The following is a 24552-nucleotide window of genomic DNA, read 5'->3' as shown; positions in this document are numbered from 1 at the left end:
GACATGATCCGCGTACACGCGCCGAAGCTCGCCATTGCCGTCGCATCACTCGCGCTGCTCGAAATGGGGGCCGCACAAGCGGCGAGTCCGACTTTGGAAAAGATCAGGGAGGTCGGCAAGATCAGCTTCGGCTACCGCGAGGCGTCGATTCCGTTCGCCTTTCTCGGAGCAGATCAGAAACCGACCGGGCTCTCGCTCGACCTCTGTGCCGCAGTGGCCGACAAGGTCAAGGTCATGTTGCAGCGGCTCGAGCTGGAGATCGAATACGTTCCGGTGAATGCGTCCAATCGCATCCCGCTGCTCCAGAACAGTACCATTGACGTCGAGTGCGGCAGCACGACCAATACGGCCGAACGGCAAAAGCAGGTGGCGTTCTCCGTTGCGACCTATGTGGCATCGCCGCGCTGGCTGGTGTCGGCCTCGTCGCAGCTGATGGAGCCGAAAGGACTTGACGGGCAGACGGTCGTCATCACGCAGGGCTCGCTGAATTTCGGGGTCGCCAAGAAGCTCCTCGATGACCAGAAGCTGAATGTGACGATCGTCCAGGCCAAGGACCACGCCGAGTCGCTCCTCATGCTGGGAACGGGTCGCGCCACGGCGTGGTTCGAGGACGATATCCTGGTTGCCGGTCTCGTCGCGAACGCCTCCGATCCCAGGGTTTTCCGGATGTTGGCGGCCACCTATGCGCCTTCTTACTATGGGCTAGTGACCCGCAGGGAAGATCCCGAGTTCAAGGCCGTCGTCGATGCCGCGATCAAGGAGAAGATGGTGTCCGGTGAATTCGGGAGGCTCTACGCGAAGTGGTTCGAGTCGCCGATTCCGCCGAAAGGGCAGAACCTCCAGCTTCCCATGAGCGAAGCGATGAAGGCCCGCGTCGCGTCCCCCAGCGATGCGCTTGTGCCGTAGGCGATGCTCTCGGCAAACCTTGCGTCAATGCCGCGACTCGCTCTGCCGGAAGTCGCGCGGTGACATCCCGAAATGCTCGCGGAAGACGCGGCCGAAATGCGAGACGTCGTTGAAGCCCCAGGCAAAGGCGATTTCGCTGATGTGGCGGTGGGCGAGTACGGGGGAGGCGAGGTCGCGCCGACATTGAGTGAGGCGCTCACCGAGGACGTAGCGCTGGAACGAGGTGTCGGCGTCGGCGAGGAGATCGTTGACATAGCGGGAGGATATGCCGAGCGCCGCGGCGGTCTCGGACAGCGAGAGGTCGGGATCGGCAAGATGCGCCCGGATATGCGCCTTCAGCCGGTAGAGCAGGGCGGAGCGATGGGTCGAGGACGGCAGCGGCGTCTTGCCCAGCCGCTCGCCCAGTGCCATCGCCAGGACATCGACGGCCTGTTCCGACAGAGCGGCGGCGTGGTGCGGATCGATCTGATCCGCGCTCTGGCAGAGCCGATAGATGAAATCGTAGGCGATCCTCTGCAGCGGCGAGTCCGGCCCGAAAGAGGTGGCGGTCAGGGTTTCGGTGGCGCCGAGCCGGCGCTGCAGCATCTCGCGCGGCACCTTGAAGATGGTCTGCGTGAAGGTGCCGTCGAACTTCAGCTCGTAGGGACGGGTGGTGTCATAGAGCGCAAACTCTCCCGGATGCACCACGGCCTCGCGGCCGTCCTGCACCACGCCGCCGGTGCCGCGATTGCCGAGCGCGATCAGGATGAAATCCTGATCTGAGCGCGCGATGCGCGAGGGCGTGCGCAACACGTGCTGACGGTCGGAGCAGACCTCGGAGCATTCCGCCTTGCCCAGTGGTGCCCGGGTGACCGAGCCACGAAAGGCGCTGCCAAGATCGGACTTGCAGTCGAGCCCGACGAAGACGTCGCAGACGATATCCTGCCAGAACGCAAGCCGGCGGTGGCCTGGGCTGTCGTCCGTGGTGAACTGGATTGGCATCTGCAGAGCCTCCCTTTCACATCCCGCAGTATCACGTGTATCGCACCTAACCGGAGGCAAATCCCGTACCGCCGTTCCAGTCGAGTTTTCGTGCCCGGGCGGTCGAGCCGGCCTTGTCCGGCTCTGGCTCAATAGACTGCATCGGACCTGGCTTCCGATCAACCGGCAAGGGAGGCGGCAATGGGCATCGAACATCCGAAATACAAGGTTGCCGTGGTGCAGGCGGCGCCCGCCTGGCTCGATCTCGACGCCTCGATCGAGAAGTCGATCGCCCTGATCAGGGACGCCGCCGAGAAGGGCGCCAAGCTGATCGCCTTTCCGGAAGCCTTCATCCCCGGTTACCCCTGGCACATCTGGATGGATTCGCCGGCCTGGGCCATCGGCCGCGGCTTCGTGCAGCGCTATTTCGACAATTCGCTGTCCTATGACAGTCCGCAGGCCGAGCGGCTGCGCGATGCCGTGCGTAAGGCCAAGCTCACTGCCGTGCTCGGCCTGTCCGAGCGCGACGGCGGCAGTCTTTATCTCGCGCAATGGCTGATCGGCCCGGATGGCGAGACCATCGCAAAGCGCCGCAAGCTGCGGCCGACCCATGCCGAGCGCACGGTCTATGGCGAGGGCGACGGCAGCGATCTCGCCGTGCACGCGCGGCCCGACATCGGCCGCATCGGCGCACTGTGCTGCTGGGAGCATCTCCAGCCGCTGTCGAAATACGCGATGTACGCCCAGAACGAGCAGGTGCATGTCGCGGCCTGGCCGAGCTTTTCGCTCTACGATCCCTTCGCACCGGCGCTCGGCGCCGAGGTGAATAACGCCGCCTCGCGGGTCTATGCGGTCGAGGGCTCCTGCTTCGTGCTCGCCCCTTGCGCAACGGTCTCGCAAGCCATGATCGACGAACTCTGTGATCGGCCGGACAAGCATGCGCTGCTGCATGCCGGCGGTGGCTTCGCTGCGATCTACGGCCCCGATGGCAGCCAGATCGGCGACAAGCTCGCGCCGGACCAGGAAGGCCTCTTGATCGCCGAGATCGATCTTGGCGCCATCGGTGTCGCCAAGAACGCCGCTGATCCGGCCGGGCACTATTCGCGCCCCGACGTGACCCGGCTCCTGCTCAATAAGAAGCGATACCAGCGCGTCGAGCAGTTTGCGCTGCCGGTCGACACCGTCGAGCCCGCGGACATTGCCGCGGCGGCGAGCTGATCGCCGCAATCGAGGGAGGCACGCTCATGGAATCCGCAATTCCTCTGCATCTCGAGATCCCGCGCACGCGCCACAAGCGCGTGCCGGACGATTACCAGCCGCCATACCCGTCCTTCGTGGCGCGCTATAAGCCTGCCGTGAACCGCGTCGTGATGGCCTATTTCGGCCTGCAGTCTCGCGGCACGGCGCCGGCGGCTGCGACGGACGCGCTCTCTGACATCGCGGTGCGGTTTGCCGCTGAAGGCGGTCCTTCACATTGGGATCGCGCGCAATATGTTGATCAGGCTGGCTATGAGAACGTCGTCTCGGTGGCCTATTGGGACGACATTGCGCGGTTCGACAAATGGTTTGCGCCGGCGCGCGAGGCCTGGACCGGAACGCGGCCCGAGGGCATCGGGACTTTCATCGAGGTGCTGCGCCCCACGGTGGCGCGGCACGAGACGCTGTTTTCCTCGCTCGAGCGGCCCGAGGGCGTCGCCGCAATCGCCGGCGGAATGAGCGGCGAGGTGCAGGAGCACGCCTATTGGGGCGGCATGCGCGACCGCATCCCGCTGTCGCAGACCGATCCGATGTCGCCCGGCGGCAATCCCGAATTGATCCGCGACGGGGCGCGGCTGCGCGTGCAGGCGCACGACAATCTCTGCCTGATCCGATCAGGCCAGGATTGGAGCGATACCGAGTCGTCGGAGCGAAAGCTCTATCTGGACGACGTCGAACCGGTGTTGCGCGAGGGCATGGACTTCCTGCGCGATGACGGCCTCGGCATCGGCTGCTACGCCAACCGTTACATGCGCGTGCTTGCAGCCGACGGGGACGTGAGTGAAAAGTCCTACGGCCAAAGCTGGTGGAAGAGCCTGGCGGCGCTGGAGCGGTGGGCGGAATCGCATCCGACCCACGTCAGGATATTCGGCGCCGCGATGAAGTACCTGTCGACGCTCGGCCCCTCGGCAAAACTGCGGCTCTACCACGAGGTCACCGTGGCTGCTGCCGACGAGCAGTTCTTCGAGTACCTCAACTGTCACGCCAAGACCGGCATGCTGGCGGCGGTGGAGACCGTCAGCGCTTGATCGACTAGAGCACGCAATGGCCGAGCAGCTCGGGATGCGCCGCGCAGATGTGATGCGCGCCGGCATCCCGCAGTTCGGCCTCGCTGCCGTAGCCATAGAGCACGCCGATCGCGGTCATGCCGTTGGTGCGGGCGCCGACCACGTCATGGCTGCGGTCGCCGATCATGATCGCGCTGGCGGGATCGACCTTGGTTTCGCCGAGCGCGTAGCGCAGCAGGTCGCGCTTGTCGACGCGCGTGCCGTCGAGCTCGGAGCCGAATACTCGCTCGAAATACGGTTTTAGGCCAAAATGCTCGACGATACGGGTGGCGTAGACCGCGGGCTTGCTGGTCGCCACGAACATGCGCGGTGTTGTCGCGGCAAGCGTTGTCAGCGTATCCATGATGCCGGTATAGGCCCCGTTCTCGAACAAGCCGACATCGCTGAAGCGTTCGCGATAGAGCAGCAGCGCCCGGTCGGCGAGTTCCGCGCTGCCCGTGAGCTTTTGCAGGCTGGCATGCAGCGGCGGCCCGATGCACCAGGTCAGTTCGTCCTCGCTCGGCACCGCGACGTCGAGCCGCTCCAGAGCGTACTGGATCGAGCGCGTGATCCCTGGCTTGGGGTCGGTCAGCGTGCCGTCGAGATCGAAATAGAGTGTCACCATATTGCCGCGCCTGTGTTGATACCGCCGCCTATTGCCAGGCCTAAACGAGGCCGCGGACCAAGGCAAACGCGCAACCATTGTCACGCCGAAATCCGGCCCTCCTGATATGGCCTATCCCTTAAAGCTCGCTATTCGCGGGAGGGAAGCGTAGAGTGGCGCCATCACCGCCTTCCATTGGCATCGACCGGTGACTGAGGGTCACCAGCGCTCCCGCCGACTGAGCAGGAGCGTGCATGACTCGAGTTCGTCTGGTCGACTGGATCCGCCGGAGAGCGCTTCTTCTCGCATTGATACTTGGCACATTGATACTTGGCACATTGTTGCAAGGCGCTGTCGCGGCAGGACCGGACTGCCGGGCGATCGAAAGCACGAGCGGACGTCTCGCCTGCTACGATGCTGCGTTTCCTCCGAAGGAAAAAAAGCCCGCTGCTGCGGAGGGCGATGGGTCCCGTGCTGCCTACAAGGACCCGTTCGTGGCGGAAGAGGCCAGAACGGCAGCGAAGCTGAAGAACATCTGCCGCGGCTGTTGAGGGTTGCTCGTTCGCCGCGTTCTCGTTCATCGGCGAGTCCGAACGAGAGATCGAGACGAATTTTTTCAGGAGAGGCCGGATGAGCGAGCGACTTGAAACTCTGAAGAAGGCCCGTGATCGCATGATCGAGGACAGGGACGCGCATGCGAAAGTGCTGGCCGCTCCCTTTGTGCGCGACACCGCCGAGCGCGCGCGCAACAAGTTTATCGAGATCCAGGCGCTGATCGATGCCCTCGACCGCGCCATCCGGGGCGAAATCTCGGTTCCGGTCAAAAACTAAGGCAGTAGGCAGCGACACCGGCGGAGCGTTCATTGCTGATGCCGCTAGCGCTCCCTCATTGCTGTCTCGCCCATTCGACGATGGCGGTCGCCTCCGCGCCTGCCCGGGTTTCCCAGGCGGCGATCGCGTCCTTTGCTGCCTTCCGCAGCTCCGTGACAAGGAACGCAGGCGCCGGCTCGGCGATATGGACGCCATTGTCGCGCATGCGCGCATAGTTCTCGATGGTGCGGTGGGTCAGTAGTGCGAGCTGGCTCTGTTCTGTCTCGGCCGCCGCGGCCAGCACCTCGCGCTGCATCGGCTCGGACAGTTCGGCAAAGGCATCGCTGCGGACGAAGGCGATCGAGATTGGCATCGCGTAGTTGATGGCCGTGAAATGCGGCAGGAAGTCCCACAATTTGCGCCCCGCGCCGCCGTCGCCGGAGGTGAGGAAGGCATTCAGCCGGTGCTCCTTCAGTCCGGCGAGCGCCGCGTCCATCGGCAGGAATTGCGCGTTTGCGCCGGCCGCGCGCATGACCTCGGTGGAATTGGCATCGTAGGTTCGCAAGTTCAGTTTCGGCAGGTCATCGGCATTTTCGAGCGACCGCTCCGACCACAGGCCCGTGGCGGGCCAGATCGTCACATAGAGCAGCTTGAGGCCGCGCGCCGCGAGCGCCTTCTCATAGAGCGGACGCGCCCGCAGATTGGTGGCGCGGGCGAGATCGACCGATTGCACCAGGAAGGGCAGGGTGGACAATCCGAGCACGGGGTCGAGGCCCGAGAGCGCGCCCGCGAAGGCATCGCCGCCCGCGATCCGGCCGTCCAGCGCCGCGCGCGGCATCTCGCCCGAGTTGATTTTGAGCTGGTTGTCGAAGGCGTTCGTCACGGTCACGAAACCGTGGGTACGGTCGGAGACGCGGCTGGCGAAGGTCGTGAGTCCAATCCCGGAGATGTTATTCTCGGGGTATTCCGTGGTCATCCGCCAGGTGACCTGGGATGTAACTTGAGACGCGACTTGAGACGTCACCTGCGCGGCGGCTGGCGCGACGCTCAGGATGAGCGCGGCGAGGGCAAGGATCGCGCGGATCCGTTTGGCGGGGTAACGCATTGGGAGAAGCAGGTCAGGCAGCATATATTGGCGACTCGTCGAACCATGGCACGATGCCACAACATTGTTGATCGCACTGTCGCATGCCGCGCCGAGGCGCGCCACCGCCATGCCTGCAAAGGATGGGTGCAGATTGCGATGTGCATCATCCCCGCGCTGCTTGTCTCGGCGACACAGGCTGCGGCGTGGGACAGTTCGCCCGCCAAGACCGATGTCGCCGTCCCCAGCGTCGAAGAGCTTGCGACGCCGCCGGCGAAGCCCGCCGATGCGCGCGAGAGCGACACGCGGGAGTCGATCTGCCTGATTATCGAGGCCGCGGCGCGCGATGCCAATCTGCCGCTGGAGTTCTTCGCCCGCGTGATCTGGCAGGAGAGCCGCTTTCAGAGCGATGCGGTTGGCCCGGTGACGCGCAGCGGCGAGCGGGCGCAGGGGATCGCGCAATTCATGCCGGGCACCGCGAGCGAGCGCGGGCTGCTCAATCCGTTCAATCCGGTGCAGGCGCTGCCGAGATCGGCCGAATTTTTGAACGAGCTGCGCAACCAGTTCGGTAATCTCGGCCTGGCGGCGGCTGCCTACAATGCCGGGCCGCGCCGGGTGCAGGAATGGCTCGCCGGCACCGGCGGCATGCCGGAGCAGACCCGCAATTACGTTTTTGCCATCACTGGTACGAGCGTTGATGCCTGGGCCAAGGCAGGCGCGACCGGCAAGGGGCCGCCCAGCGCGCCGCCGACGAGCTGCCGCGATCTGATGGCGCTTTTGAAGCGCGCGCCGAATGCCTTCGTCGCCGAGCTCGAGCAGCATGTGGAGCTCGCGGCCGCTAAGATCTGGGGCGTGCAGCTCGCCGCGGGCTTTGACCGCAACCGGGCGCTGGCGATGTATTCCCGCGCGGTCACGCGGCTGAGCGCCGTGATCGGCGAACGTGATCCGAGCCTGCTCAGCTCGGTGATGCGCAGCCGCGGCACGCGCGCCTTTTACCAGGTGCGCATCGGTGCCGATACTCGGAGCGAGGCGGATGAACTCTGCGGTCGCATACGCAAGGCTGGCGGGGCATGCTTCGTGCTGAAGAACCGCGGTGTGAGCGGGTAGGAGAGAGCTGGAGCTGCTCCGTGGTGAGGAGCGAGGTCAAGCATTGCTTGATCTTGCGCGTTGGATGCAACCGTGTGAAAGGACAATCGACGCGCGAACAGACCCGCGGAGAGTGGAGCTTCGGAACCTGATGCAGGTGATCGGCGACGCAACACCCGCAGATTCCGCCGGAACGGTCCAAAGAATTGCTCTGGCGTGCGCTTGTGTGGCGAGCCTAGTGCTCTGGCTTGCCTTGAATGCAGACTTCTCCAACGCTCTATTGTGGGCTGCGAAGCTGGAAGGGCATCCGATCAGCGGAACCGTCGGGGTGAGCAAGGTCGTCATCTGCCTCGGCTGGAACTCGTTGGCGTTCTGGCTCATCTGCCACCGGTACCAGATAAGAATGACCGCCGTTTTGGCGCTGTTGGCGGTCACTCTCGTTGCCTGGATCGGCTCCAGCGTTGTCGACATCAAGTTTTTTGATCTGCCCGTCGCCAAACTGATTGTCCAGTCGGTGCCGCTTACGCTGTTGTACACTTTCAAGCTGCCATTGATCGCCATCGCTCTCGCATATTTCATCGTGACCAGGCGGGCGTCCATTCATGCTTTTGAACGGCTATCCTTGGCAGGCTCATTGGGCCCGTGTGCGATCATGGTGTGGACCGGCTTGTTCGATGTGATCTCTCCGGGCATCGCCTGGCGCTAGGCAACGTTGACGGTGCATGCCAGCCCCGCCGCACGCTTTCTTGACGCGAACCGCTGTATTGCCCGTTATGGGGCACGATTCCTCCCGGCCAAGACTCCCGTGGCGCTTCCTCCGCTCGATTCACCTCAATGGCAAAGTCCGTGGCGCGCCTTTGCGTGGGGGCTGCGCTCGATCACGCAGACGATCCTCACACTGGTCCTGTTCGCGACCTATCTCGGCATTGGCGCGCTCGCGCACGATACCCATTTCAGCCTGCTATGGGCGCTCTGCTCGACGCTGTTCGTCTGGGCAGGTCCGGCGCAGATCATCCTGATCACCACGCTTGGCTCCGGTGCAACAATCGTCCAGTCCGCGATCGCGGTCACCGTCAGTGCGATCCGGCTGTTTCCGATGGTGGTTTCGGTGCTGCCGCTGATGCGCACGCCCACGACGAAACGGCGCGAGCTGTTTTTTGCGGCGCATCTCACCGCGGTGACACTGTGGGTCGAATGCCATCGCTTCCTGCCGCAGGTGCCGCGTGAACGCCGGATCGCCTTCGTCAACGGACTTGGCTTCGGTCTTGTCTCGGTGTGTCTCACCGCCAACACGGTCGGCTATTTCCTCGCCGCCAACCTGACCCAGACGCTTGGCGCGGCGATCCTTTTGCTGACGCCGTTGTCGTTCCTGTTCTCGACCGCACGCAACAGCCGTGAGGTCGCCGACGTCGTCGCGCTGACGCTCGGGATCCTGCTCTATCCACTGGCCGCGAAGATGAACTCCGGCCTCGACATTCTCGTCAGCGGCCTCGTGGCTGGCACGATCGCCTATGGCGTGCATTGGTGGCGGGAGGTGCGCGCATGAGCTTTGCGCAACTCATTGGCGACTGGCACGCGCTGGCGGTGCTGTTCGTCGCCGGCGTTGTTCCCAACCAGATATGGCGCATGCTGGGCCTGTGGTTCGGGGGCGGCATCGACGAGGGCTCCGAGCTTCTGGTCTGGGTGCGGGCGGTCGCCACCGCGATCCTGGCCGGCGTCATCGCCCAGATCGTGGTGGAGCCGCCCGGGGCGCTTGCGAGTGTGCCGGATGCCTTACGCTACGGTGCGGTCGGCGCCGGCCTCGTCGTCTTCCTATTGACCCGCCGCTCGATCTTCGCGGGCGTGGTCGCGGGTGAAGTCTTCATGCTGGCCGGCAAGTGGTGGTTGGGCTAAAACCGCCGGCGAACAGCAGGGAATTGGAAATATGGTTCGCGAAAACGAGCTCCGCGAGGGTGAAGTCTCTATCGAGCTGCCGCCGACGCAGGATGCCGGCCTCGTCTTCATCGGCCGCATCCGCACGCCCTGGAGCTCGCGGATGGAGACCCCGCGCCAGGGCCGGACAGACGGCCCGATATGCCGCCTCGAGATCTTCGAGCCGTTCGTGCCGGCGATCAAGGGTGTCGATTTCTACAGCAATCTCGAAGTGCTCTACTGGCTCGACAAGTCGCGCCGCGACATTGTCCTGCAAAGCCCGAAGAACAACGAGAAGACCCGCGGCACGTTTTCTCTGCGCTCGCCGGTGCGCCCCAATCCGATCGGCACCTCGATCGTGAAGCTGGTCGGCATTGAGGGCAACGCGATTCTGGTGCGCGGGCTCGATTGCCTCGACAACACGCCGCTGATCGACATCAAACCAGATCGTTGCGAGTTCACGCCGCTGGCTGCTCCGCAGCCGGGGGATTTCCAGACGGAGTAAGGGGCGCGCTCCGCCCCACCGTCATTGCGAGGAGCTCTTGCGACGAAGCAATCCAGACTGTAGCCGCGGAGGCAGTCTGGATTGCTTCGCTGCGCTCGCAATGACGGGTGGAGAGCGTCAGCCCGCCTTCAACGCTGCGATCAGCTTGGTCGCGTTCTCTTCCAGCACCTTGACGTCTTCCTTGCGGCTGGCGGGCGGAAGCATCGCCACGCCGTCGTGGCGCGGCATCACATGCATGTGGAGATGAAACACCACCTGTCCGCCGGCCGCCTCGTTGAACTGCTGCACGGTGATGCCGTCAGCCCTGAACGCCGTCATCGCTGCGGCAGCGATCTTATGCGCGCCGCGGGCGACATGGGCGTAGTCATCGGGCTTGATGTCGAGGATGTTGCGGGCAGGAGCTTTTGGAATCACCAGCGTGTGGCCCGGTACCCGCGGCATGATGTCGAGGAACGCGAGCACGTGCTCATCCTCGTAAACCTTGTGGCAGGAGAACTCGCCGCGCAGGATCTTCGCGAAGATGTTGTTGGGGTCGTAGGCTGTCATGGCGGCGGCTCCCTAGAATTTTGCGCTTACTGTCACCAGCCGCAACGAACCGTCAAGGCGCCTCGTCGGCGCCTTTGCGGAACGGGCCGAGCTCGGCCAGCTCCCGTCCGGCTTCCGCAACATAGGCGCGCTCGCGCTTGAGGTAATCGTCGATGGCGCGGCGCAAGCCCGGATCGGCGATGAAATGAGCGGAGTGGGTGGTCCGCGGCAGGTAGCCGCGTGCGATCTTGTGCTCGCCCTGCGCGCCCGCTTCGACATTCCCCAGGCCGCGTTGGATGGCGAAGTCGATCGCCTGATAATAGCAGACCTCGAAATGCAGGAAGGGATGATGCTCGACCGCACCCCAGTTGCGGCCGAACAGCGTGTCCGAACCGATGAAGTTGATCGCGCCCGCGATCCAGCGATCGTTGCGGCGTGCCATGACCAGCAGCACGTCCTGGCTCATGGTCTCGCCGATCAGCGAAAAGAATTCCCGCGTCAGATATGGCCGGCCCCATTTGCGCGAGCCGGTCTCCATGTAGAACATGAAAAACGCATCCCATGCGTCTTCGGTGATGTCCTTGCCCGTGAGGCAGTGGATGGTGATCCCGGCAGCCAGCGCATCGCGCCGCTCGCGCTTGATCGATTTGCGGTGGCGGGAGTTCAGCGTCGCCAGGAAATCGTCGAAACTCGCAAAGCCCTCGTTGTGCCAATGGAACTGCTGGTCGGTGCGCTGGAGGAAGCCGTGCTCGGCGAGCAGCTTCCACTCCGCCTCGCGCGCGAAAGTGACGTGCACCGAGGAAGCCTTGCTGACGCCGCACAGCGCCACCAGCCCACCCGCCAGGGCCTCCATGATGCGCGCGTGGTCAACGCCGTCGCGGACCAGCAGCCGCGGTCCCGTCGCCGGCGTGAAGGGAACTGAAACCTGCAGCTTCGGATAGTAACGCCCGCCGGCGCGCTCGTAGGCGTCCGCCCAGCCGCGGTCGAAGACATATTCGCCTTGCGAGTGCGATTTCAGATAGCAGGGCACGACGCCGGCGACGCGGCCGTCGATCTTGGCCACGAGGTGCCGCGGCCCCCAGCCGGTGCGGATCGTTGCCGAACCCGATTTCTCAACGGCGGATAAAAACGCGTGGGAGACGAAAGGGTTATAGGCAGGCTTTGAGAGGCCGAGGGAATCGCCTGGAAGCCCGGATGAGGTTCCCTTGCCATGCCCGTTACAGGACTTGCCGGGATTGGCGCAGGCGTCCCAGTCGTCCGGCGATACTTCGCCAATGGAAGGTACGGCCTCAAGGGTGATTTCGGATGGTGCCATCATGCCCAAGATCGTGCATTGCAGCAGCGACTTCAAGAGTGGGGAACATCAAGCCTACGGTACGAAGCCCTCGAAGATCATCTGATCCGCATATTGTGTGACCCGCGTCCGTTGCTCGGTCGTACGCACGGTCCAGCCGAGCAGAGCGCAGCCGAACACATTGCGGGCGATCCAGGGGGCGGGGGCGGGCAGGTCGTCGACCCTGAAGGCGACGAAATCCGGCTGGGTCTGGAAGCCGTGGCGCAGGTACAGCATGCTGTCGCGCTGCTGCTGGGTCAGGTAAGCCCAGTATTCGTCCTCATAGCTCCGCTGCGCGACGATGCCGCGGGGGCGGGAGGGCAACAGCTCGCGCAGCGCCAGCACCTGGTCCGGATCGAATGACATGCCGACGGCGGGGCCGTCATAGGATGCCAGCACCTCGGCCATCCGCTTCACCAGCTTGCGGTCGCCGTCAAAATGGCTCTTGACCTCGATCACCAGCGGCACGCGGCCGGCGACCAGGCCGCAGAGATCGCTGAGCGACATCATCCGCTCGGCCGTGTCCTTGAAGGTGAGCGCCTTCAGCTCAGCGGCGGTCTTGTCGACCAGCGGCCCGGTGGTTTCGGTGAGGCGGCCGAGCGCATGATCGTGATGCACCATGGCCTCGCCGTCGGCGGAGAGCTGGATGTCGACCTCGATCGAGAAATTGCCCGCAATCGCGGCCTGTACCGCGCCCGGCATGTTCTCGACGATGCCGCGGGCAATGTCGTGCAGGCCGCGATGGGCGACGGGGCGGGCTGTCAGCCAATCAGGAGCGCGCATTCGCCTCAGGCGACCTCGAACACGCCTTCGACCTCGACCGCCGCATCTGCGGGCAGGGAGGCGACGCCGACGGTGGTGCGGGCATGACGGCCCTTGTCACCGAAGGCAGCGACCATCAGGTCGGAGGCGCCGTTGAGGACCTTCGGCCCGTCCAGGAAGTCCGGCGCCGAGTTGATGAAGCCGCCGAGGCGCACCACGCGCACGACCTTGTCGAGGTCGCCGAGCGCCGCCTTGACCTGGGCCAGCAGGTTGACGGCGCAGCCGCGGGCGGCTGCGGCGCCCTCTTCGATGGTCACGCCGGCGCCGAGCTTGCCCTTGGCGATCAGCTTGCCGGCGGGATCGAAGCAAACCTGGCCCGAGACGAACAGCAGATTACCGGTGCGCACAAACGGCACGTAATTGGCTACCGGGGTGGGGGCCTCGTGTAGCTTGATGCCCTGTTCCGCCAGCTTCAGCTCGACCGTGCCCGCCATGTCCGACCCTCGTTGTCCAAAAATCCATCCGCCCGGGCGCATCTGTTGCAGCGCGGGCGAGCCCTGTTTCGCCCATCGTGCCGCCACATGCAAGCAACCCTCGGGGGTGGCAATTTGTTGAGGCGGGGCAGAAGGTTCAACCCAGGGGCCGCAACTTTACGTGAAACGGCCTCAGTTGCGACGCAATGGAACGGTCATTAAAATGTCGAATCTGCGCTTTCCCCAAGGGACCAGACATGCTGCACCTTTTCCGGACTTCGCTCGGTGTGACGGCGCTCGCGGCGGCCGCTCTCGGCCCCGGAGGCGGGGCGCTGGCCGCGAATGGTCCGTTCCTCGCGCATCAGGCGCTCTATGATTTGAGCCTGGTGAAATCGCGCTCCAATTCGATCAACAGCGCGCGCGGCCGCATCCTCTACAATTTCACGGGAAGTTCGTGCGAGGGCTACACCTCCGAATTCCGCCAGGTCTCCGAGCTGGACAGCGGCGAGGGCAAGGTCACGCTGAGCGACCTCCGCTCCAACTCCTGGGAGGACGCCGGCGGTAAAAGCTACCGCTTCAAGATCGAGACGCGGATGAACGAGGCGGATGCCGGCCGGGTCGACGGCTCGGCAGAGCGCGACGGCGACCACATTAACGTCAAGCTGAAGCTGCCGGCGCCGAAGAGCTTTACGCTCGACGGCAAAATCGTATTCCCGACCGAACAGATCCAGCGCATCATTGCCGCTGCCAAGGACGGCAAGTCGCTGCTCGAGCTCTCCGTCTATGACGGCTCCGACGATGGCCAGAAGGTCTACAACACGCTGACCGTGATCGGCCAGCCGATCCCCGCTGAGCGCGAAGGCTCGCCCGATCCCTCAACGTCCGACGAGCACATGAAGTCGCTCAAGCGCTGGCCAGTCACCGTGAGCTATTTCGACCGCGAGGCCCAGCGGAAGGAAGGCGAGCAGACGCCGGTCTACGCGATGGCGTTTGAGCTCTACGAGAACGGCGTCTCGCGCCAGCTTGTGCTCGATTACAACGATTTTGTGATTTCGGGCGCGATGGGCAAGTTCGACGCGAAGGACAGCAAGCCCTGCAATTGAGGGCTGGTCTGCAACGCGGTCTCTGGCTACGCTCCCTTCCAACCACAAACGTCCGGGAGGCCAGACATGCCCAAGCTCGATCATCTCCGCCCCAGCGGCCTGCATCACAATCCCGCCTATTCGCATGTCGTCACCGCCACCGGTGCGCGGACGATCTACATCTCCGGCCAGGTGTCAGTGGACGAGGAAGGGCGGATTGTCGGCGAGGGCGATCTGGCCGCGCAGACCACGCAGGTGATGCAGAATCTCGGGCATGCGCTGAAAGCAGCCGGCGCGAGCTACTCTAATATCGTGAAGATCACGACCTTCGTCGTGAACTACAAGCCGGAGCTGCGACCGATCATCGGCAAGGCCCGGTCGGCCTTCTTCGAAGGCATGGAGCCGCCGGCCAGCACGCTCGTCGGCGTCTCGGCGCTCGCCGCGCCGGAATGGATGATCGAGATCGAAGCGGTCGCGGTCGCGGATTGAGGTCTTTCCCGTAGCCCGGATGGAGCGCAGCGCAATCCGGGAAGCTGTGTCCGCAGATGCACTGTCCCGGATTGCGCTGCGCTCCATCCGGGCTACGAGTGCGTCGCCTTGGACATCTCTTGCAGGACAGCCATCGCGTCGTCCGCCCTGTCAGCCGGCACAAACAGATGATCGTGGTGGAACGCCGAAACGGCGTTCACGCTGATGCCGGCTGTGGCGAGGCGTGCCGTGATCGTCGCCAGAAAGCCCACCGCATCGAGTGCGGAGTGAACCGTCAGGGTGATCAGGCTCGATGCAAATGCGTAGCATAGCCCCGCCGCTTCGGCCTGTTCGCGAGGGATCACCAGCGTCGTTCCTTCCTGCTCGCGGAACGTCAGCAAGGGGCTGAGCGCCGCGGGAATCAACTGATCTGTCGGGATCGTGCAGAACACGAAAATGCCCGGCCGCCGATCCGGCTTCATGTCTCTCAGCAGTGCATTGAGGTCGCGTTCGCCTGTCATCACTCCTGGGCCTTTTCCGGCCCCTCATATGCGATGCCGCGGATCACTGCGGCGCTGCCGAATTTCTTGCGCAAGCTGTCCACCGCGCGCTCGGCGTGGGCGGCGCGGCGGTCGAGCATGTCGGTGTCATCGGCGACTGAACCCTCGCGAAGGGCGCTGACGCCGGCGCCCATCAGGCGGAAGGCGGTGCCGTCGATCTCTTTCGCCAGCATCTCGCGGCAGATCGAGAAGATCTTCGCGGCAAGCTGCGTCGGGGCCATAATCGACTGCGAGCGCGTGCGTTGGCGGAAATCGGCGGTCTTCAGCTTCAGCGTGACGGTCGAGCCGGCGAGCTCGCTGCTCTTGAGGCGAGACGACGTCTTCTCGCAGAGCCGCCACAAAATCTTCTCCAGCGTCGCGAAGTCGCGGATGTCGGTCTCGAACGTCGTCTCGCTCGAAATCGTCTTTGCGCCCCGATCAGGCTCGACACGGCGGTCGTCGATGCCGCGCGCCAGCCGCCACAGCCTGCGGCCGTCACTCGGAAACTGCCGCATCATCTCGATCTCGTCGGCCTTCTGCAGGTCGGCGATGATGCGGAAGCCGCGTTGCACCAGACGCTCCTGCGTCGCGGGGCCAACGCCGAAGATGAAACCGACCGGCTTGTCCGCCAGCATCGCGCGCGCTTCCTCCTGGTCGAGCGCGGCAAACCCGCGCGGCTTGTCGAGGTCGGAGGCGATCTTGGCCAGGAACTTGTTGCAGGAGAGGCCGACCGAAACGGTGATGCCGATGTCGCGCTCGATGTTGCGCGCGAACCGCGCCAGCACCTTGGCCGGGATCATGCCGTGCACCCGCTCGGTGCCGGAGAGGTCGAGGAAAGCCTCGTCGATCGAGAGGGGCTCGACCAGCGGCGTCAGCGCCTGCATGGCTTGGCGCACCTCGCGCCCGACCCGGACATATTTCGCCATGTCCGGCGGGATCACGGCCGCGTGCGGGCAGGCTTCCAGCGCCTTGTACATCGGCATGGCCGAGCGCACGCCGTAGGTGCGCGCGATATAGCAGGCGGCCGACACCACGCCGCGCTTGCCCCCGCCGATGATGACGGGCTTGTCGGCGATATCAGGATTGTCGCGCTTCTCGACGGTCGCGTAGAAGGCGTCGCAGTCGATATGGGCGATGGTCAGGCTTGCGAGCGCGCGGTGGCGGGCGAGGCGGGGGGAACCGCAGGCGGAACAGCGCCGCACGCCGATATCCAGATCGGCCGAACAATCCCGGCAGAAGCAGCGGGGCCCGGCCGTCTCCAGGGAGGTCACGGCACGTCGCGCTCCCAATTGGGGTCGCCGAGCGCGTCGCCGAGCACCTGCCGCGCTGCGGCAACGTTGGTCGGATGCAGTTCCGCGGACGAGGCAAAGGCCTTCACCGTGGCGTCATCGCGCATCACGAAATCGAGCACGCTGAGCAGGAAATTGGGGTCCGAGGCGGCATTGCGCAGCATCTCGGGGCCGACCCCTGTCTCGGCCAGGAACAGGCCCAGCCGCTCGGGTTCGGCCGCGACGAAAGACAGCGCCTGAAGCGCAACGATTTCAGCGACTTCGCGGGGGTTGTGAACAGGCTTTTTCACGTGGCCGGTTTGCCTTTCCGTTAACTTTCGGTGTCTACTTTGGGGCCACCATGCCCGAGTCTCGTTCCTGAGTCTTGCGACCCCCGACAAGCAACTGGAAACCGCATCGCGGAAAGTCGGCCCTCGGGTTTAACGAAACTCAAGCGAATTCGAGGCTAGTTTGAATCCAGTTTTCGAAGCGCCGGCGACCGGCGCCTGAGGCGTCACATGCATCGGTCTGCGGACCAATCAGGAGGGCGGGATGGCTAAGACCGTCCTGATCGTGGAAGACAACGAGCTCAACATGAAGCTCTTCCGCGACCTGTTGGAGGCGCACGGCTACCAGACCACCGGCACCAGCAACGGCTACGAGGCGCTCGACCTCGTTCGCAAGATGCGGCCCGACCTCGTGCTGATGGACATCCAATTGCCGCAGGTCTCGGGCCTGGAGGTGACGCGCTGGATCAAGGACGATCCGGAGCTGCGCAGTATTCCCGTCGTCGCCGTCACGGCGTTCGCGATGAAGGGCGACGAAGAGCGCATCCGCGAGGGCGGCTGCGAGGCCTATTTGTCCAAGCCGATCTCGGTCGGCAAATTCATTGAGACGGTCCGACGTTTCATCGGATAGGAAGTGAGTTCACAGTGTCCGCGCGTATCCTCGTCGTCGACGACGTCCCTGCCAACGTCAAGCTGCTCGAAGCCCGCCTGTCCGCCGAATATTTCGACGTGATGACCGCCGCGAACGGCACCGAGGCGCTGGCGATCTGCGCCCGCGCCGAATGCGATATCATCCTGCTTGACGTCATGATGCCGGACATGGACGGTTTCGAGGTCTGCCGCCGCCTCAAGACCGATCCGGCCACGCATCACATTCCCGTCGTGATGGTCACCGCGCTCGACAGCCCGTCCGACCGCAACCGCGGGCTGGAGGCCGGTGCCGACGATTTCCTGACAAAGCCCGTCTCCGACGTCGTGCTGATCGCGCGCGTGCGCTCGCTGACCCGGCTGAAGATGATGACCGACGAGCTGCGCATGCGCGCCATCACCTCGCTCGAGATCGGCATGCAGGCGCCCGAGCGCAGTGCAATCTCCGACACCGGCAAGGGCGGCCGCATCCTGCTGGTCGACGACCGCCAGTCCTCCTATGAGCGGCTGGCGACGATCCTCGCCGCCGAGCACACCATCGACGTCGAGCCGAACCCGACGGAGGCGCTGTTCCACGCCGCCGAAGGCAATTACGATCTGCTGATCGTCTCGCTCGACCTCAACAATTTCGACGGCTTGCGGCTGTGCAGCCAGGCGCGCTCGCTGGAGCGCACGCGGCATGTGCCGATCCTGGCGATCGCCGACCCCGAGAACGCGACGCGGCTGCTGCGTGGGCTCGAAATCGGGGTCAACGACTATCTGCTGCGTCCCATCGACAAGATCGAGCTGCTGGCGCGTGCCCGCACCCAGATCCGCCGCCGCCGCTACACCGACCATCTGCGCGACAACGTGCAGAACTCGATCGAGATGGCGATCACGGACGCGCTCACCGGGCTGCACAATCGCCGCTACATGGAGAGCCATCTCGCGACGCTGGCCGAGCAGGCCGCGACCCGCGGCAAGCCGCTGGCGCTGATGATCCTGGACATCGACTACTTCAAATCGATCAACGACAATTACGGCCACGACGCCGGCGACGACGTGCTGCGCGAATTCGCCGTGCGGGTGCGCAAGTCGATCCGCGGCATTGACCTTGCCTGCCGCTACGGCGGCGAGGAATTCGTCATCGTGATGCCCGAGACCGATCTCCACGTCGCCGGCATGGTCGCCGAGCGCCTGCGCCGCTCGATCGCCGGCGAGCCCTTTGCGATCCACAAGGGCACCAAGCGCATCGAGGTCACGATCTCGATCGGCCTGACCACGCTGGAGCAGAAGGGCGAGGCGGTTGGCGACGTGCTCAAGCGCGCCGACACCGCGCTCTATCGCGCCAAGCACGACGGCCGCAATCGCGTGGTGTCGCACGCGGCCTGAGGCTGCTCGCACAGGCCGGCGCAAAAAAACGCGAAAACAACCCCATGCACAGTAGCCGGCGCCAGCTAAATCAATAGCTTACGCGGGGGGCAAAACGGCTGAAGCAGGCGGCATGCCGTTTGACTCGTCGGGCAAAACAGGAGCATGCTGGTAGCATTCCGAACATCCCACAAACTTCGCCGTCATTCCCGCACAAGCGGGGAATCCAGCATGCCACGGCGGGACAAGCGGGCGTCCACCCTTCAAGTCAGGGAGGATACGGCTCCGACCATTCTGCCTTGGCCAGGGCCGCGCCGGTGCTGGACTTTGCGATGATTTCGTAAGTGTACAGGCCGGAATTGCAGGGGCCCCAGGTTCGTAAGCTCTCCGGCTTCACGATGTTATCTGAAGGAAATGGGATCTCCTGGCCCCCCATCTCGTAGTTCTTCTCTCTGCGAAACTTGACGACGATCGTGCGCGTGCCGGGCGGAACACTTTTCATCTTGATTTCGGGATTTGGAAAGACGGTGGTGCAGGGCCGCGGAGGTCCAAACGTGAATTGGATGTTCATCTCGTCAGCCCAGACCGGGGTGCAGATGATCAGAAATGAAAATGATAGCAATGACGACAGTTTGGTCATGGCACGCCCCAAAAGAAACCAGTGTATCGGCAGGGCCGCCTGATGCCAAGTTTACCCCATGTCTCCCCCTCGCAGCCCTTGGCCTTCCACTCCCTTCAGCACGTCACAGAAAGGCCCGCCGTAGCGGGCCCTGTGGAGATGGACAAAGTCCGGATTACTTCTGATCGACGTTGCTCGTCCCCGAACCTGGCGTACCGATCGGCAAGCCGTTCGCCGCATGACCGACGCCAACGCCCGGCGCACTGACGGCTCCAGGAGTTTGATCTTGCGGAAGCGTCTTGATGCCCGTCCTTGCTTGCTCGGCGGGGCTCATCTGGCCCCTGTTGTCGCTGTTGGCACCGTTGGTTGCCGTGATGCCGGACCTGTCGCTCCCGTTTTGCGTGCCCGTCTGTGTCGACCCGGACGCGGTGCCGCTCGTGCCTGAGCTGCCCGGTGCGGCCGGTGTGCTCGTGGTGTTGCCGTTCGGCGTCGGGGGCTGAACGTTCGGGTTGGTTGGAGAGTTGTTGGTGTGAGCGCCGGTTGAGGTTCCGTTTGTGCCCATGCCGGATGGCGCCGAGGGGCCTCCATTGGCGGCGCCAGACGTGCCAGTGCCCGCGCCTGAGCTCGCGGATGATCCGGACGCGCCGCCGCTCGCGGCCGCACCACCGCCGGCACCACCACCACCACCACCACCTCCGCCTTGTGCGAGGACGGGAGCGGCAACAGCGAAGGACAGCGCGGCTGTAAGAAGAAGCGTTTTTCGATTCATGACCTTCTCCGTGTAAAGAAGGTCAACTACGCCGAAATGGCGATGGTTCCTTTCAGTTCACTTCCTTCAACAGATCAAAGGTGTAGCACGGCAGCTGGATTGGACGTTGGGGGGCGTGCTCGCCTACCCGGACTTCTTGCGGCGGCCGATCGGGTTCTGATCTTGCAGCTGCTTCAGGGATGCTGGGCCGGCCGCTTGCCTGCCTTCACCGCAGCCTCATTGCCCACCTCCACCCCCGCATTCCGCAATAACACCGTCGCCACTTCCTTGGCGGCGCGGGCCATTGCGGGGTCGTCGCGGACGAGGTCCTGCGCGATCGAGCCGTCGACCAGCAGCACGAGCTGCGTTGCGAGCGCCTCCGCGTTCGCAACGCCGAGCTCGTTGAGGCGGTCACGAAACCAGATGCGGCGGCTTTCCTTGAAGGCGATTGCGATCTTCTTCACGGCGCGGTCGGCCGGGCCAAGCTCGGCGACCGCATTCACGAACGGGCAGCCGCGAAAATCTTTTGCGGCGAAGCGGCGCTCCAGCGAATCGAAGGTGGCGAGGATCTGTTCGGCCGGGGGTTTGTCGGAGGGGCGGGGCTGCACGAAACGGCGCTCCAGATAGGCCGCGATCAGTGCGTCCTTGGAGGGGAAGTGGTTGTAGAGCGTGCGCTTGGAGATGCCGATCTCGGCCGCGATGGTGTCGACGCCGATGGCACGAATGCCCTGCAGATAGAACAGCTTGTCGGCGGTCTCGAGGATCCGCTCTTTCATCGTCTGTGGGGCGGGCGGGGGAGCCATGCGGCGGTGAATGTCCTTGTTCGCTTGACAGCGCACGCTAACCATAGCCTAAGTACACAGGTCTGTGTAACCAAAATCAACTGATATTGCAGACGACGGCGCCCCCGCCGCGCCGATGAGGGAGACAAAAATGCCCCTGTTGCAGGTCCTGCGCCCGACCTTGCCCATCCTGATCGGCGCCTCGATCATGCTGACGCTGAGCATGGGGCTGCGGCAGAGTCTCGGCATCTTCATGCAGCCGCTGACCCACGACATTCATCTGTCGATCTCCGACTTCACGCTGGCGCTGGCCGTGCAAAATCTCGCCTGGGGCTTTCTCCAGCCGCTCGCGGGCGCGATGACCACGCGCTACGGCTTCCGTCCCATCATGATCGCAGGCTCGTTCATGTACATCGCGGGCCTGGTGCTGATGGCAACCGCGAACGGCCTCGTCGCCATCATGATCGGCGCCGGCGTGCTGATCGGGACGTCGCTGGCCTGCACCGCGGCCGCGATCGCGATGTCGGTGGCGGCGCGCGCGGTTCCCGCGACGGTGCGCTCCACCGTGCTTGGCATCGTCTCCGGCGCTGGCTCGCTCGGCGCGCTCCTGTCGGCGCCGATCGGGCAGATGCTCAACGAGGGCTTCGGCTGGCGCGTCGGGCTCGCCGGCTTCGTGGTGATGTCGGTGCTGATGATCCCGGCGGCCTGGTATGCCGGGCGCGTCGACGCGGTCCCGCTGCCGAAGCCCGCGACTGACGAGATCGTCGATGCCACGGCCATGATCGCGGCGAAGACCGCGTTCGGCAACGCGTCATTCGTGGTCATGACCTGCGCCTATCTCGTCTGCGGCATGCAACTCGTGTTCCTCACGACGCACCTGCCGTCCTATCTCGCGATCTGCGGCCTCGATCCGATGCTGAGCGCGCAGACGCTCGGCATGATCGGCGGCTTCAACGTGCTCGGCTCGCTGTTCTTCGGCTGGGCCGGCCAGCGCTGGAACAAGCTCGCGCTGCTCGGCGGCATCTACATCTTCCGCTCACTCGCGCTGGCCTGGTACTTCATGCTGCCGGCGACGCCTGCCTCGACCTTGCTGTTCGGGGCGATCATGGGCTTCCTGTGGATGGGTGTCGGCCCGCTGGTCGCGGGCGCGGTCGCCGAGATGTTCGGCCTGCGCTGGCAGGCGATGATCCAGGGCCTCGCCTTCATGAGCCACCAGATCGGCAGCTTCCTCGGCGCGTATGGGGGAGGGGTGCTCTACGACGCGCTCGGCTCATATACGATGGCCTGGCGCATCGGCGTCGCGCTGGGACTGGCCGGCGGCATCGTGCAGGTGGCGTTCGCGCTGATCCGGCCGTCGCAGCCGCCGACGCCGGTGTTGCGGACGGCGTAGGGAGGGTGCTCGTAAGCGCCCGCTAATTTACAGCGGACGGCGCGCTGCTTGGTCGTGATCGGCCGCTTCTGAGCCGGAGCGGACCTGGCGACCACCAAATTGTACCGCTATTGGTCGATGGTGACGTGAGCGGTTATCGATCAATACGAGCAGGACGTGCGGCCGCCCCGTCATCGCCGGTCTAGCTCGGAGGCTAGCTGTGAGTAAGGTCAAAACTCCACGGGAAAAGAAGCAACTGAGCTACACAAACGACCGACGAAACACCTACGGCGAAAATCAGAAGAGCAGTCGAAAGAACATTCCGCGCAGCAAGCAGCTCTCGCATCAGGATGAGCGGCGGGCGGTGAGACAAGCCCTCATCGCTGCGCAGGGGGCCGTTGCGGACGAAGTTGCCGATGAAGCCCAGTCGCAAGCATTGCGCAAAGGTCGAATGAAGAAGCTGAAGGCGTTTCGCAAATCACCGGATACGCCACTAGGCGAAGTGATCGAGCGACGGTTGCGCAGGCGACAAACGAAGACGAGTAATGAATAATTGCCTGCGTGCGTCATCGCGGATGGACCACGCGCTTAACTAGACATCTGTGTAAGCCAAAAGCCATTTCCGCTATTGGCCCATAGCCGACCTGCCGTGCCCATCCGCCCGAGGACCGCTTGTGACCCAAAGCGGTCAATGCCGAGTTTGTTCCGAGCTACTATCAGCCTAGCTGATCGACCATTGCTGACCACAAGGCCCATGGCTCGTCTCGATGTACCGGGTCCTCAATTGCAGTGTGCACCATGACAATCTTGGAGGTCGGGTCAACGCAAATATACTGGCCTTTGAATCCTAACAACGCGAACTGCCGCCTCTCACCGGGAAACAGCCACAAAAGATAACCGTAACCAAATCTTTTCGTCGCCACGCCCGGTAGCAGATAGCCATCCGAAGCTCGACCGGTTGTTGCATCGATCATCCATTGCGTCGGAACGATCTGCTTGCCATTCCATGCGCCATCATGCGCCAGCAAACGCCCGAGCCGGGCGTAATCGCGCAGAACGGCATTGAAACCGAAATGTCCCAGTTCAAATCCTTCTGCGTCTACCAACCAAGTGGCATCCGCTTCCGCGCCGATCGGCTCCCATACTTTCTCGCGCAGATAGTCAGACGCTGACTTATCAACAGCACTATGAAGCACCATGCCGAGCACGTCGGCTTCAATGCTGGCGTAGTAAAATCTCGTTCCCGCTGGGGCGATTCGCTGATTGAATTGCACGATGCTCTTAATCGTGCCCAATTTCGTGTCCGGGAACGCGATCCCCATACCGTTCCACAGGCGATTGAGGTCACGTCCTCCGTCTCTTGTTTCACCGAAATCCACGCCTGAGGACATGTGCAGCAGATCGCGAATGGGCGTCCTGCCGTACTCGCTGCCCATAAAGCCCGGCACATAACCTTCGGGGATATCATTGACTGACTTGATCGCGCCCTCCGAGATGGCGATCCCGATCAACAGTCCGGTTATCGACTTGACCATGGACTGGGATACGAACCGATCTTGATCAGTTCGCGCGGACTGATAGCGCTCGAAGATAATCTGGTCGTCCTTCGCGATCAGCAGGCCAGTGACCGGATTGCGCGACATGTAGTCGAGGGGCGAAAGCTTGCTTCCCTGAAAATTGTAGTAAACTTCTGCCTTCGAGCACTTGAACTTCCAAGGCTTCACAGCTCGCTTGATGAGCCGTGTTGGATAGATGTTATCGATATGGGTGAATGCGCCGACACGGTATTTTGGCTCCCAAGGGTCGCCTTGCCTCCGCGCCTCCATAATGTCGGGAAGAGGATAACCATCTTTGGCTCCGTACAGCTCGGCGTTTGGACCTGTAGTGGAGAAAATCGGTCCGGCGCAGTCTTGCGTCTCGCCCGCGGAAGCTGGTTCTGCGGCTGCGGAGATGGGGCCGGCCAATGCACAGGCGACTGTAGCAGCCAGCGATGAAACAGCCTCACGACGGGAATATTGCTGCTCCGACATATAAATCCCCGAGGGCTCCCATTAGTAGAGACAAAATTGAGTGGAAACTTCAAGGAGTATGTCTCTAGTTGGCCTGGAGGAGACACTCGCGAAGGAGTCC

The 24552-nt window shown here is 63.8% G+C and carries 29 protein-coding genes; 16 read left to right on the top strand and 13 right to left on the bottom strand.

What is annotated here, in order from left to right; translation table 11 throughout:
- The first annotated feature begins 3 nt into the window (after window positions 1-3).
- Window positions 4-906 carry an amino acid ABC transporter substrate-binding protein gene (locus GWG67_RS04545; RefSeq protein ID WP_275167952.1) on the top strand — a complete coding sequence of 301 codons (903 nt, stop codon included), beginning with the start codon at window positions 4-6 and terminating at the stop codon, window positions 904-906.
- Window positions 907-930: 24 nt separating this feature from the next.
- Here the strand turns inward: GWG67_RS04545 and GWG67_RS04540 are convergent, their stop codons facing one another.
- Window positions 931-1887 carry a helix-turn-helix domain-containing protein gene (locus GWG67_RS04540; protein ID WP_275167951.1) on the bottom strand — a complete coding sequence of 319 codons (957 nt, stop codon included), beginning with the start codon at window positions 1885-1887 and terminating at the stop codon, window positions 931-933.
- Between the two features lie 180 nt (window positions 1888-2067).
- Between GWG67_RS04540 and GWG67_RS04535 the strand changes: the two genes are divergently transcribed.
- Entirely contained in the window at window positions 2068-3084 is a 1017-nt protein-coding gene (locus GWG67_RS04535; RefSeq protein ID WP_275167950.1) for a carbon-nitrogen hydrolase family protein, read from the top strand.
- A 26-nt stretch (window positions 3085-3110) separates the two neighbouring features.
- Window positions 3111-4151, top strand: a complete 1041-nt coding sequence (locus GWG67_RS04530) for a phenylacetaldoxime dehydratase family protein (RefSeq protein ID WP_275167949.1) — start codon at window positions 3111-3113, stop codon at window positions 4149-4151.
- 4 nt (window positions 4152-4155) lie between these two features.
- Here the strand turns inward: GWG67_RS04530 and GWG67_RS04525 are convergent, their stop codons facing one another.
- The gene (locus GWG67_RS04525) at window positions 4156-4794 is read right to left on the bottom strand and encodes an HAD family hydrolase (protein ID WP_275167948.1); all 639 of its coding nucleotides are present in this window, start codon (window positions 4792-4794) and stop codon (window positions 4156-4158) included.
- A 609-nt stretch (window positions 4795-5403) separates the two neighbouring features.
- Between GWG67_RS04525 and GWG67_RS04520 the strand changes: the two genes are divergently transcribed.
- A complete protein-coding gene (locus tag GWG67_RS04520) occupies window positions 5404-5604 on the top strand; it encodes a hypothetical protein (RefSeq protein ID WP_275167947.1) in 201 nt (66 codons plus the stop codon).
- 55 nt (window positions 5605-5659) lie between these two features.
- On the opposite strand, the gene GWG67_RS04515 is transcribed toward GWG67_RS04520, so the two are convergent.
- Window positions 5660-6712 (bottom strand): TRAP transporter substrate-binding protein, encoded by a 1053-nt coding sequence (locus GWG67_RS04515; RefSeq protein ID WP_275167946.1) that lies wholly within the window; start codon window positions 6710-6712, stop codon window positions 5660-5662.
- A 114-nt stretch (window positions 6713-6826) separates the two neighbouring features.
- Between GWG67_RS04515 and GWG67_RS04510 the strand changes: the two genes are divergently transcribed.
- The 5 genes from GWG67_RS04510 to tsaA all read left to right on the top strand — a co-directional run bounded on the left by GWG67_RS04510 (window position 6827) and on the right by tsaA (window position 10169).
- On the top strand, window positions 6827-7774 hold the full coding sequence (locus tag GWG67_RS04510) for a lytic transglycosylase domain-containing protein (RefSeq protein WP_275167945.1): 948 nt from the start codon (window positions 6827-6829) through the stop codon (window positions 7772-7774).
- Between the two features lie 130 nt (window positions 7775-7904).
- Entirely contained in the window at window positions 7905-8459 is a 555-nt protein-coding gene (locus tag GWG67_RS04505) for a hypothetical protein (RefSeq protein WP_275167944.1), read from the top strand.
- A 99-nt stretch (window positions 8460-8558) separates the two neighbouring features.
- Window positions 8559-9299, top strand: a complete 741-nt coding sequence (locus GWG67_RS04500; RefSeq protein ID WP_275167943.1) for an AzlC family ABC transporter permease — start codon at window positions 8559-8561, stop codon at window positions 9297-9299.
- A complete protein-coding gene (locus GWG67_RS04495) occupies window positions 9296-9646 on the top strand; it encodes an AzlD domain-containing protein (RefSeq protein ID WP_007603256.1) in 351 nt (116 codons plus the stop codon). The genes GWG67_RS04500 and GWG67_RS04495 overlap by 4 nt, the downstream gene beginning before the upstream one ends.
- 31 nt (window positions 9647-9677) lie before the next feature.
- A complete protein-coding gene (gene tsaA, locus GWG67_RS04490; protein WP_275167942.1) occupies window positions 9678-10169 on the top strand; it encodes a tRNA (N6-threonylcarbamoyladenosine(37)-N6)-methyltransferase TrmO in 492 nt (163 codons plus the stop codon).
- Between the two features lie 117 nt (window positions 10170-10286).
- Here the strand turns inward: tsaA and GWG67_RS04485 are convergent, their stop codons facing one another.
- Genes GWG67_RS04485 through GWG67_RS04470 form a run of 4 tightly spaced genes read right to left on the bottom strand, consistent with a single transcriptional unit; the run spans window position 10287 to window position 13283 of the window.
- A complete protein-coding gene (locus GWG67_RS04485; protein ID WP_275167941.1) occupies window positions 10287-10715 on the bottom strand; it encodes an HIT family protein in 429 nt (142 codons plus the stop codon).
- A gap of 52 nt (window positions 10716-10767) precedes the next feature.
- Window positions 10768-12009, bottom strand: coding sequence for a GNAT family N-acetyltransferase (locus tag GWG67_RS04480; protein ID WP_275168400.1), 1242 nt, complete (start codon window positions 12007-12009; stop codon window positions 10768-10770).
- A 54-nt stretch (window positions 12010-12063) separates the two neighbouring features.
- A complete protein-coding gene (locus GWG67_RS04475) occupies window positions 12064-12810 on the bottom strand; it encodes a glycerophosphodiester phosphodiesterase (protein ID WP_275167940.1) in 747 nt (248 codons plus the stop codon).
- 5 nt (window positions 12811-12815) lie between these two features.
- Window positions 12816-13283, bottom strand: a complete 468-nt coding sequence (locus tag GWG67_RS04470) for a RidA family protein (protein WP_275167939.1) — start codon at window positions 13281-13283, stop codon at window positions 12816-12818.
- A gap of 236 nt (window positions 13284-13519) precedes the next feature.
- Between GWG67_RS04470 and GWG67_RS04465 the strand changes: the two genes are divergently transcribed.
- Together GWG67_RS04465 and GWG67_RS04460 are read left to right on the top strand one after the other, a co-directional pair.
- Window positions 13520-14365: a cell envelope integrity EipB family protein gene (locus tag GWG67_RS04465; RefSeq protein ID WP_275167938.1), complete on the top strand. Its 846-nt coding sequence runs from the start codon at window positions 13520-13522 to the stop codon at window positions 14363-14365.
- Window positions 14366-14431: 66 nt separating this feature from the next.
- A complete protein-coding gene (locus tag GWG67_RS04460) occupies window positions 14432-14833 on the top strand; it encodes a RidA family protein (protein ID WP_275167937.1) in 402 nt (133 codons plus the stop codon).
- Window positions 14834-14925: 92 nt separating this feature from the next.
- Here the strand turns inward: GWG67_RS04460 and GWG67_RS04455 are convergent, their stop codons facing one another.
- The 3 genes from GWG67_RS04455 to GWG67_RS04445 are packed head-to-tail and all read right to left on the bottom strand — an operon-like array spanning window position 14926 to window position 16930.
- Window positions 14926-15333: an ACT domain-containing protein gene (locus tag GWG67_RS04455; protein ID WP_275167936.1), complete on the bottom strand. Its 408-nt coding sequence runs from the start codon at window positions 15331-15333 to the stop codon at window positions 14926-14928.
- Window positions 15333-16622 carry a DNA polymerase IV gene (locus tag GWG67_RS04450; RefSeq protein WP_275167935.1) on the bottom strand — a complete coding sequence of 430 codons (1290 nt, stop codon included), beginning with the start codon at window positions 16620-16622 and terminating at the stop codon, window positions 15333-15335. The genes GWG67_RS04455 and GWG67_RS04450 overlap by 1 nt, the downstream gene beginning before the upstream one ends.
- On the bottom strand, window positions 16619-16930 hold the full coding sequence (locus tag GWG67_RS04445) for a DUF3572 domain-containing protein (RefSeq protein ID WP_275167934.1): 312 nt from the start codon (window positions 16928-16930) through the stop codon (window positions 16619-16621). Before GWG67_RS04445 ends, GWG67_RS04450 begins: the two co-directional genes overlap by 4 nt.
- Before the next feature lie 241 nt (window positions 16931-17171).
- Here GWG67_RS04445 and GWG67_RS04440 point away from each other — a divergent pair, with 241 nt between their 5' ends.
- Both GWG67_RS04440 and GWG67_RS04435 read left to right on the top strand, forming a co-directional pair.
- Window positions 17172-17537 (top strand): response regulator, encoded by a 366-nt coding sequence (locus GWG67_RS04440; protein ID WP_007603272.1) that lies wholly within the window; start codon window positions 17172-17174, stop codon window positions 17535-17537.
- Window positions 17538-17551: 14 nt separating this feature from the next.
- A complete protein-coding gene (locus GWG67_RS04435; RefSeq protein ID WP_018455158.1) occupies window positions 17552-18925 on the top strand; it encodes a PleD family two-component system response regulator in 1374 nt (457 codons plus the stop codon).
- A gap of 247 nt (window positions 18926-19172) precedes the next feature.
- Here the strand turns inward: GWG67_RS04435 and GWG67_RS04430 are convergent, their stop codons facing one another.
- Complete coding sequence (locus GWG67_RS04430) at window positions 19173-19544, bottom strand: hypothetical protein (RefSeq protein ID WP_275167933.1); 372 nt, start codon at window positions 19542-19544, stop codon at window positions 19173-19175.
- Between the two features lie 281 nt (window positions 19545-19825).
- Between GWG67_RS04430 and GWG67_RS04425 the strand changes: the two genes are divergently transcribed.
- Window positions 19826-20023: a hypothetical protein gene (locus tag GWG67_RS04425; protein ID WP_275167932.1), complete on the top strand. Its 198-nt coding sequence runs from the start codon at window positions 19826-19828 to the stop codon at window positions 20021-20023.
- Between the two features lie 442 nt (window positions 20024-20465).
- Here the strand turns inward: GWG67_RS04425 and GWG67_RS04420 are convergent, their stop codons facing one another.
- A complete protein-coding gene (locus GWG67_RS04420; RefSeq protein WP_275167931.1) occupies window positions 20466-21074 on the bottom strand; it encodes a TetR/AcrR family transcriptional regulator in 609 nt (202 codons plus the stop codon).
- A gap of 130 nt (window positions 21075-21204) precedes the next feature.
- On the opposite strand from GWG67_RS04420, the gene GWG67_RS04415 reads away from it, so the two are divergent.
- Complete coding sequence (locus GWG67_RS04415; RefSeq protein WP_275167930.1) at window positions 21205-22443, top strand: MFS transporter; 1239 nt, start codon at window positions 21205-21207, stop codon at window positions 22441-22443.
- Between the two features lie 199 nt (window positions 22444-22642).
- Window positions 22643-22975, top strand: coding sequence for a hypothetical protein (locus tag GWG67_RS04410; protein WP_275167929.1), 333 nt, complete (start codon window positions 22643-22645; stop codon window positions 22973-22975).
- A gap of 163 nt (window positions 22976-23138) precedes the next feature.
- Here the strand turns inward: GWG67_RS04410 and GWG67_RS04405 are convergent, their stop codons facing one another.
- Entirely contained in the window at window positions 23139-24452 is a 1314-nt protein-coding gene (locus tag GWG67_RS04405) for a serine hydrolase (protein WP_275167928.1), read from the bottom strand.
- Between the last annotated feature and the right edge of the window lie 100 nt (window positions 24453-24552).

The organism is Bradyrhizobium sp. CSS354, from assembly GCF_029051725.1.
Classification (GTDB): Bacteria; Pseudomonadota; Alphaproteobacteria; order Rhizobiales; family Xanthobacteraceae; genus Bradyrhizobium.
Note: the sequence above shows the minus strand (reverse complement) of the source record. Positions and strands in the feature narration are given on the sequence as shown.

Bases quoted from the DNA above. Each gene is read 5' to 3' on its own strand.
- GWG67_RS04425 (WP_275167932.1), top strand. From the start codon at position 19,826: ATGCCCGTCCTTGCTTGCTCGGCGGGGCTCATCTGGCCCCTGTTGTCG.
- GWG67_RS04465 (WP_275167938.1), top strand. From the start codon at position 13,520: ATGCTGCACCTTTTCCGGACTTCGCTCGGTGTGACGGCGCTCGCGGCG.
- GWG67_RS04505 (WP_275167944.1), top strand. From the start codon at position 7,905: ATGCAGGTGATCGGCGACGCAACACCCGCAGATTCCGCCGGAACGGTC.
- tsaA (WP_275167942.1), top strand. From the start codon at position 9,678: ATGGTTCGCGAAAACGAGCTCCGCGAGGGTGAAGTCTCTATCGAGCTG.
- GWG67_RS04460 (WP_275167937.1), top strand. From the start codon at position 14,432: ATGCCCAAGCTCGATCATCTCCGCCCCAGCGGCCTGCATCACAATCCC.
- GWG67_RS04540 (WP_275167951.1), bottom strand. From the start codon at position 1,887: ATGCCAATCCAGTTCACCACGGACGACAGCCCAGGCCACCGCCGGCTT.
- GWG67_RS04405 (WP_275167928.1), bottom strand. From the start codon at position 24,452: ATGTCGGAGCAGCAATATTCCCGTCGTGAGGCTGTTTCATCGCTGGCT.
- GWG67_RS04475 (WP_275167940.1), bottom strand. From the start codon at position 12,810: ATGCGCGCTCCTGATTGGCTGACAGCCCGCCCCGTCGCCCATCGCGGC.
- GWG67_RS04525 (WP_275167948.1), bottom strand. From the start codon at position 4,794: ATGGTGACACTCTATTTCGATCTCGACGGCACGCTGACCGACCCCAAG.
- GWG67_RS04440 (WP_007603272.1), top strand. From the start codon at position 17,172: ATGGCTAAGACCGTCCTGATCGTGGAAGACAACGAGCTCAACATGAAG.
- GWG67_RS04530 (WP_275167949.1), top strand. From the start codon at position 3,111: ATGGAATCCGCAATTCCTCTGCATCTCGAGATCCCGCGCACGCGCCAC.
- GWG67_RS04485 (WP_275167941.1), bottom strand. From the start codon at position 10,715: ATGACAGCCTACGACCCCAACAACATCTTCGCGAAGATCCTGCGCGGC.
- GWG67_RS04415 (WP_275167930.1), top strand. From the start codon at position 21,205: ATGCCCCTGTTGCAGGTCCTGCGCCCGACCTTGCCCATCCTGATCGGC.
- GWG67_RS04430 (WP_275167933.1), bottom strand. From the start codon at position 19,544: ATGACCAAACTGTCGTCATTGCTATCATTTTCATTTCTGATCATCTGC.
- GWG67_RS04420 (WP_275167931.1), bottom strand. From the start codon at position 21,074: ATGGCTCCCCCGCCCGCCCCACAGACGATGAAAGAGCGGATCCTCGAG.
- GWG67_RS04520 (WP_275167947.1), top strand. From the start codon at position 5,404: ATGAGCGAGCGACTTGAAACTCTGAAGAAGGCCCGTGATCGCATGATC.
- GWG67_RS04545 (WP_275167952.1), top strand. From the start codon at position 4: ATGATCCGCGTACACGCGCCGAAGCTCGCCATTGCCGTCGCATCACTC.
- GWG67_RS04480 (WP_275168400.1), bottom strand. From the start codon at position 12,009: ATGGCACCATCCGAAATCACCCTTGAGGCCGTACCTTCCATTGGCGAA.
- GWG67_RS04470 (WP_275167939.1), bottom strand. From the start codon at position 13,283: ATGGCGGGCACGGTCGAGCTGAAGCTGGCGGAACAGGGCATCAAGCTA.
- GWG67_RS04535 (WP_275167950.1), top strand. From the start codon at position 2,068: ATGGGCATCGAACATCCGAAATACAAGGTTGCCGTGGTGCAGGCGGCG.
- GWG67_RS04515 (WP_275167946.1), bottom strand. From the start codon at position 6,712: ATGCTGCCTGACCTGCTTCTCCCAATGCGTTACCCCGCCAAACGGATC.
- GWG67_RS04495 (WP_007603256.1), top strand. From the start codon at position 9,296: ATGAGCTTTGCGCAACTCATTGGCGACTGGCACGCGCTGGCGGTGCTG.
- GWG67_RS04510 (WP_275167945.1), top strand. From the start codon at position 6,827: ATGTGCATCATCCCCGCGCTGCTTGTCTCGGCGACACAGGCTGCGGCG.
- GWG67_RS04455 (WP_275167936.1), bottom strand. From the start codon at position 15,333: ATGACAGGCGAACGCGACCTCAATGCACTGCTGAGAGACATGAAGCCG.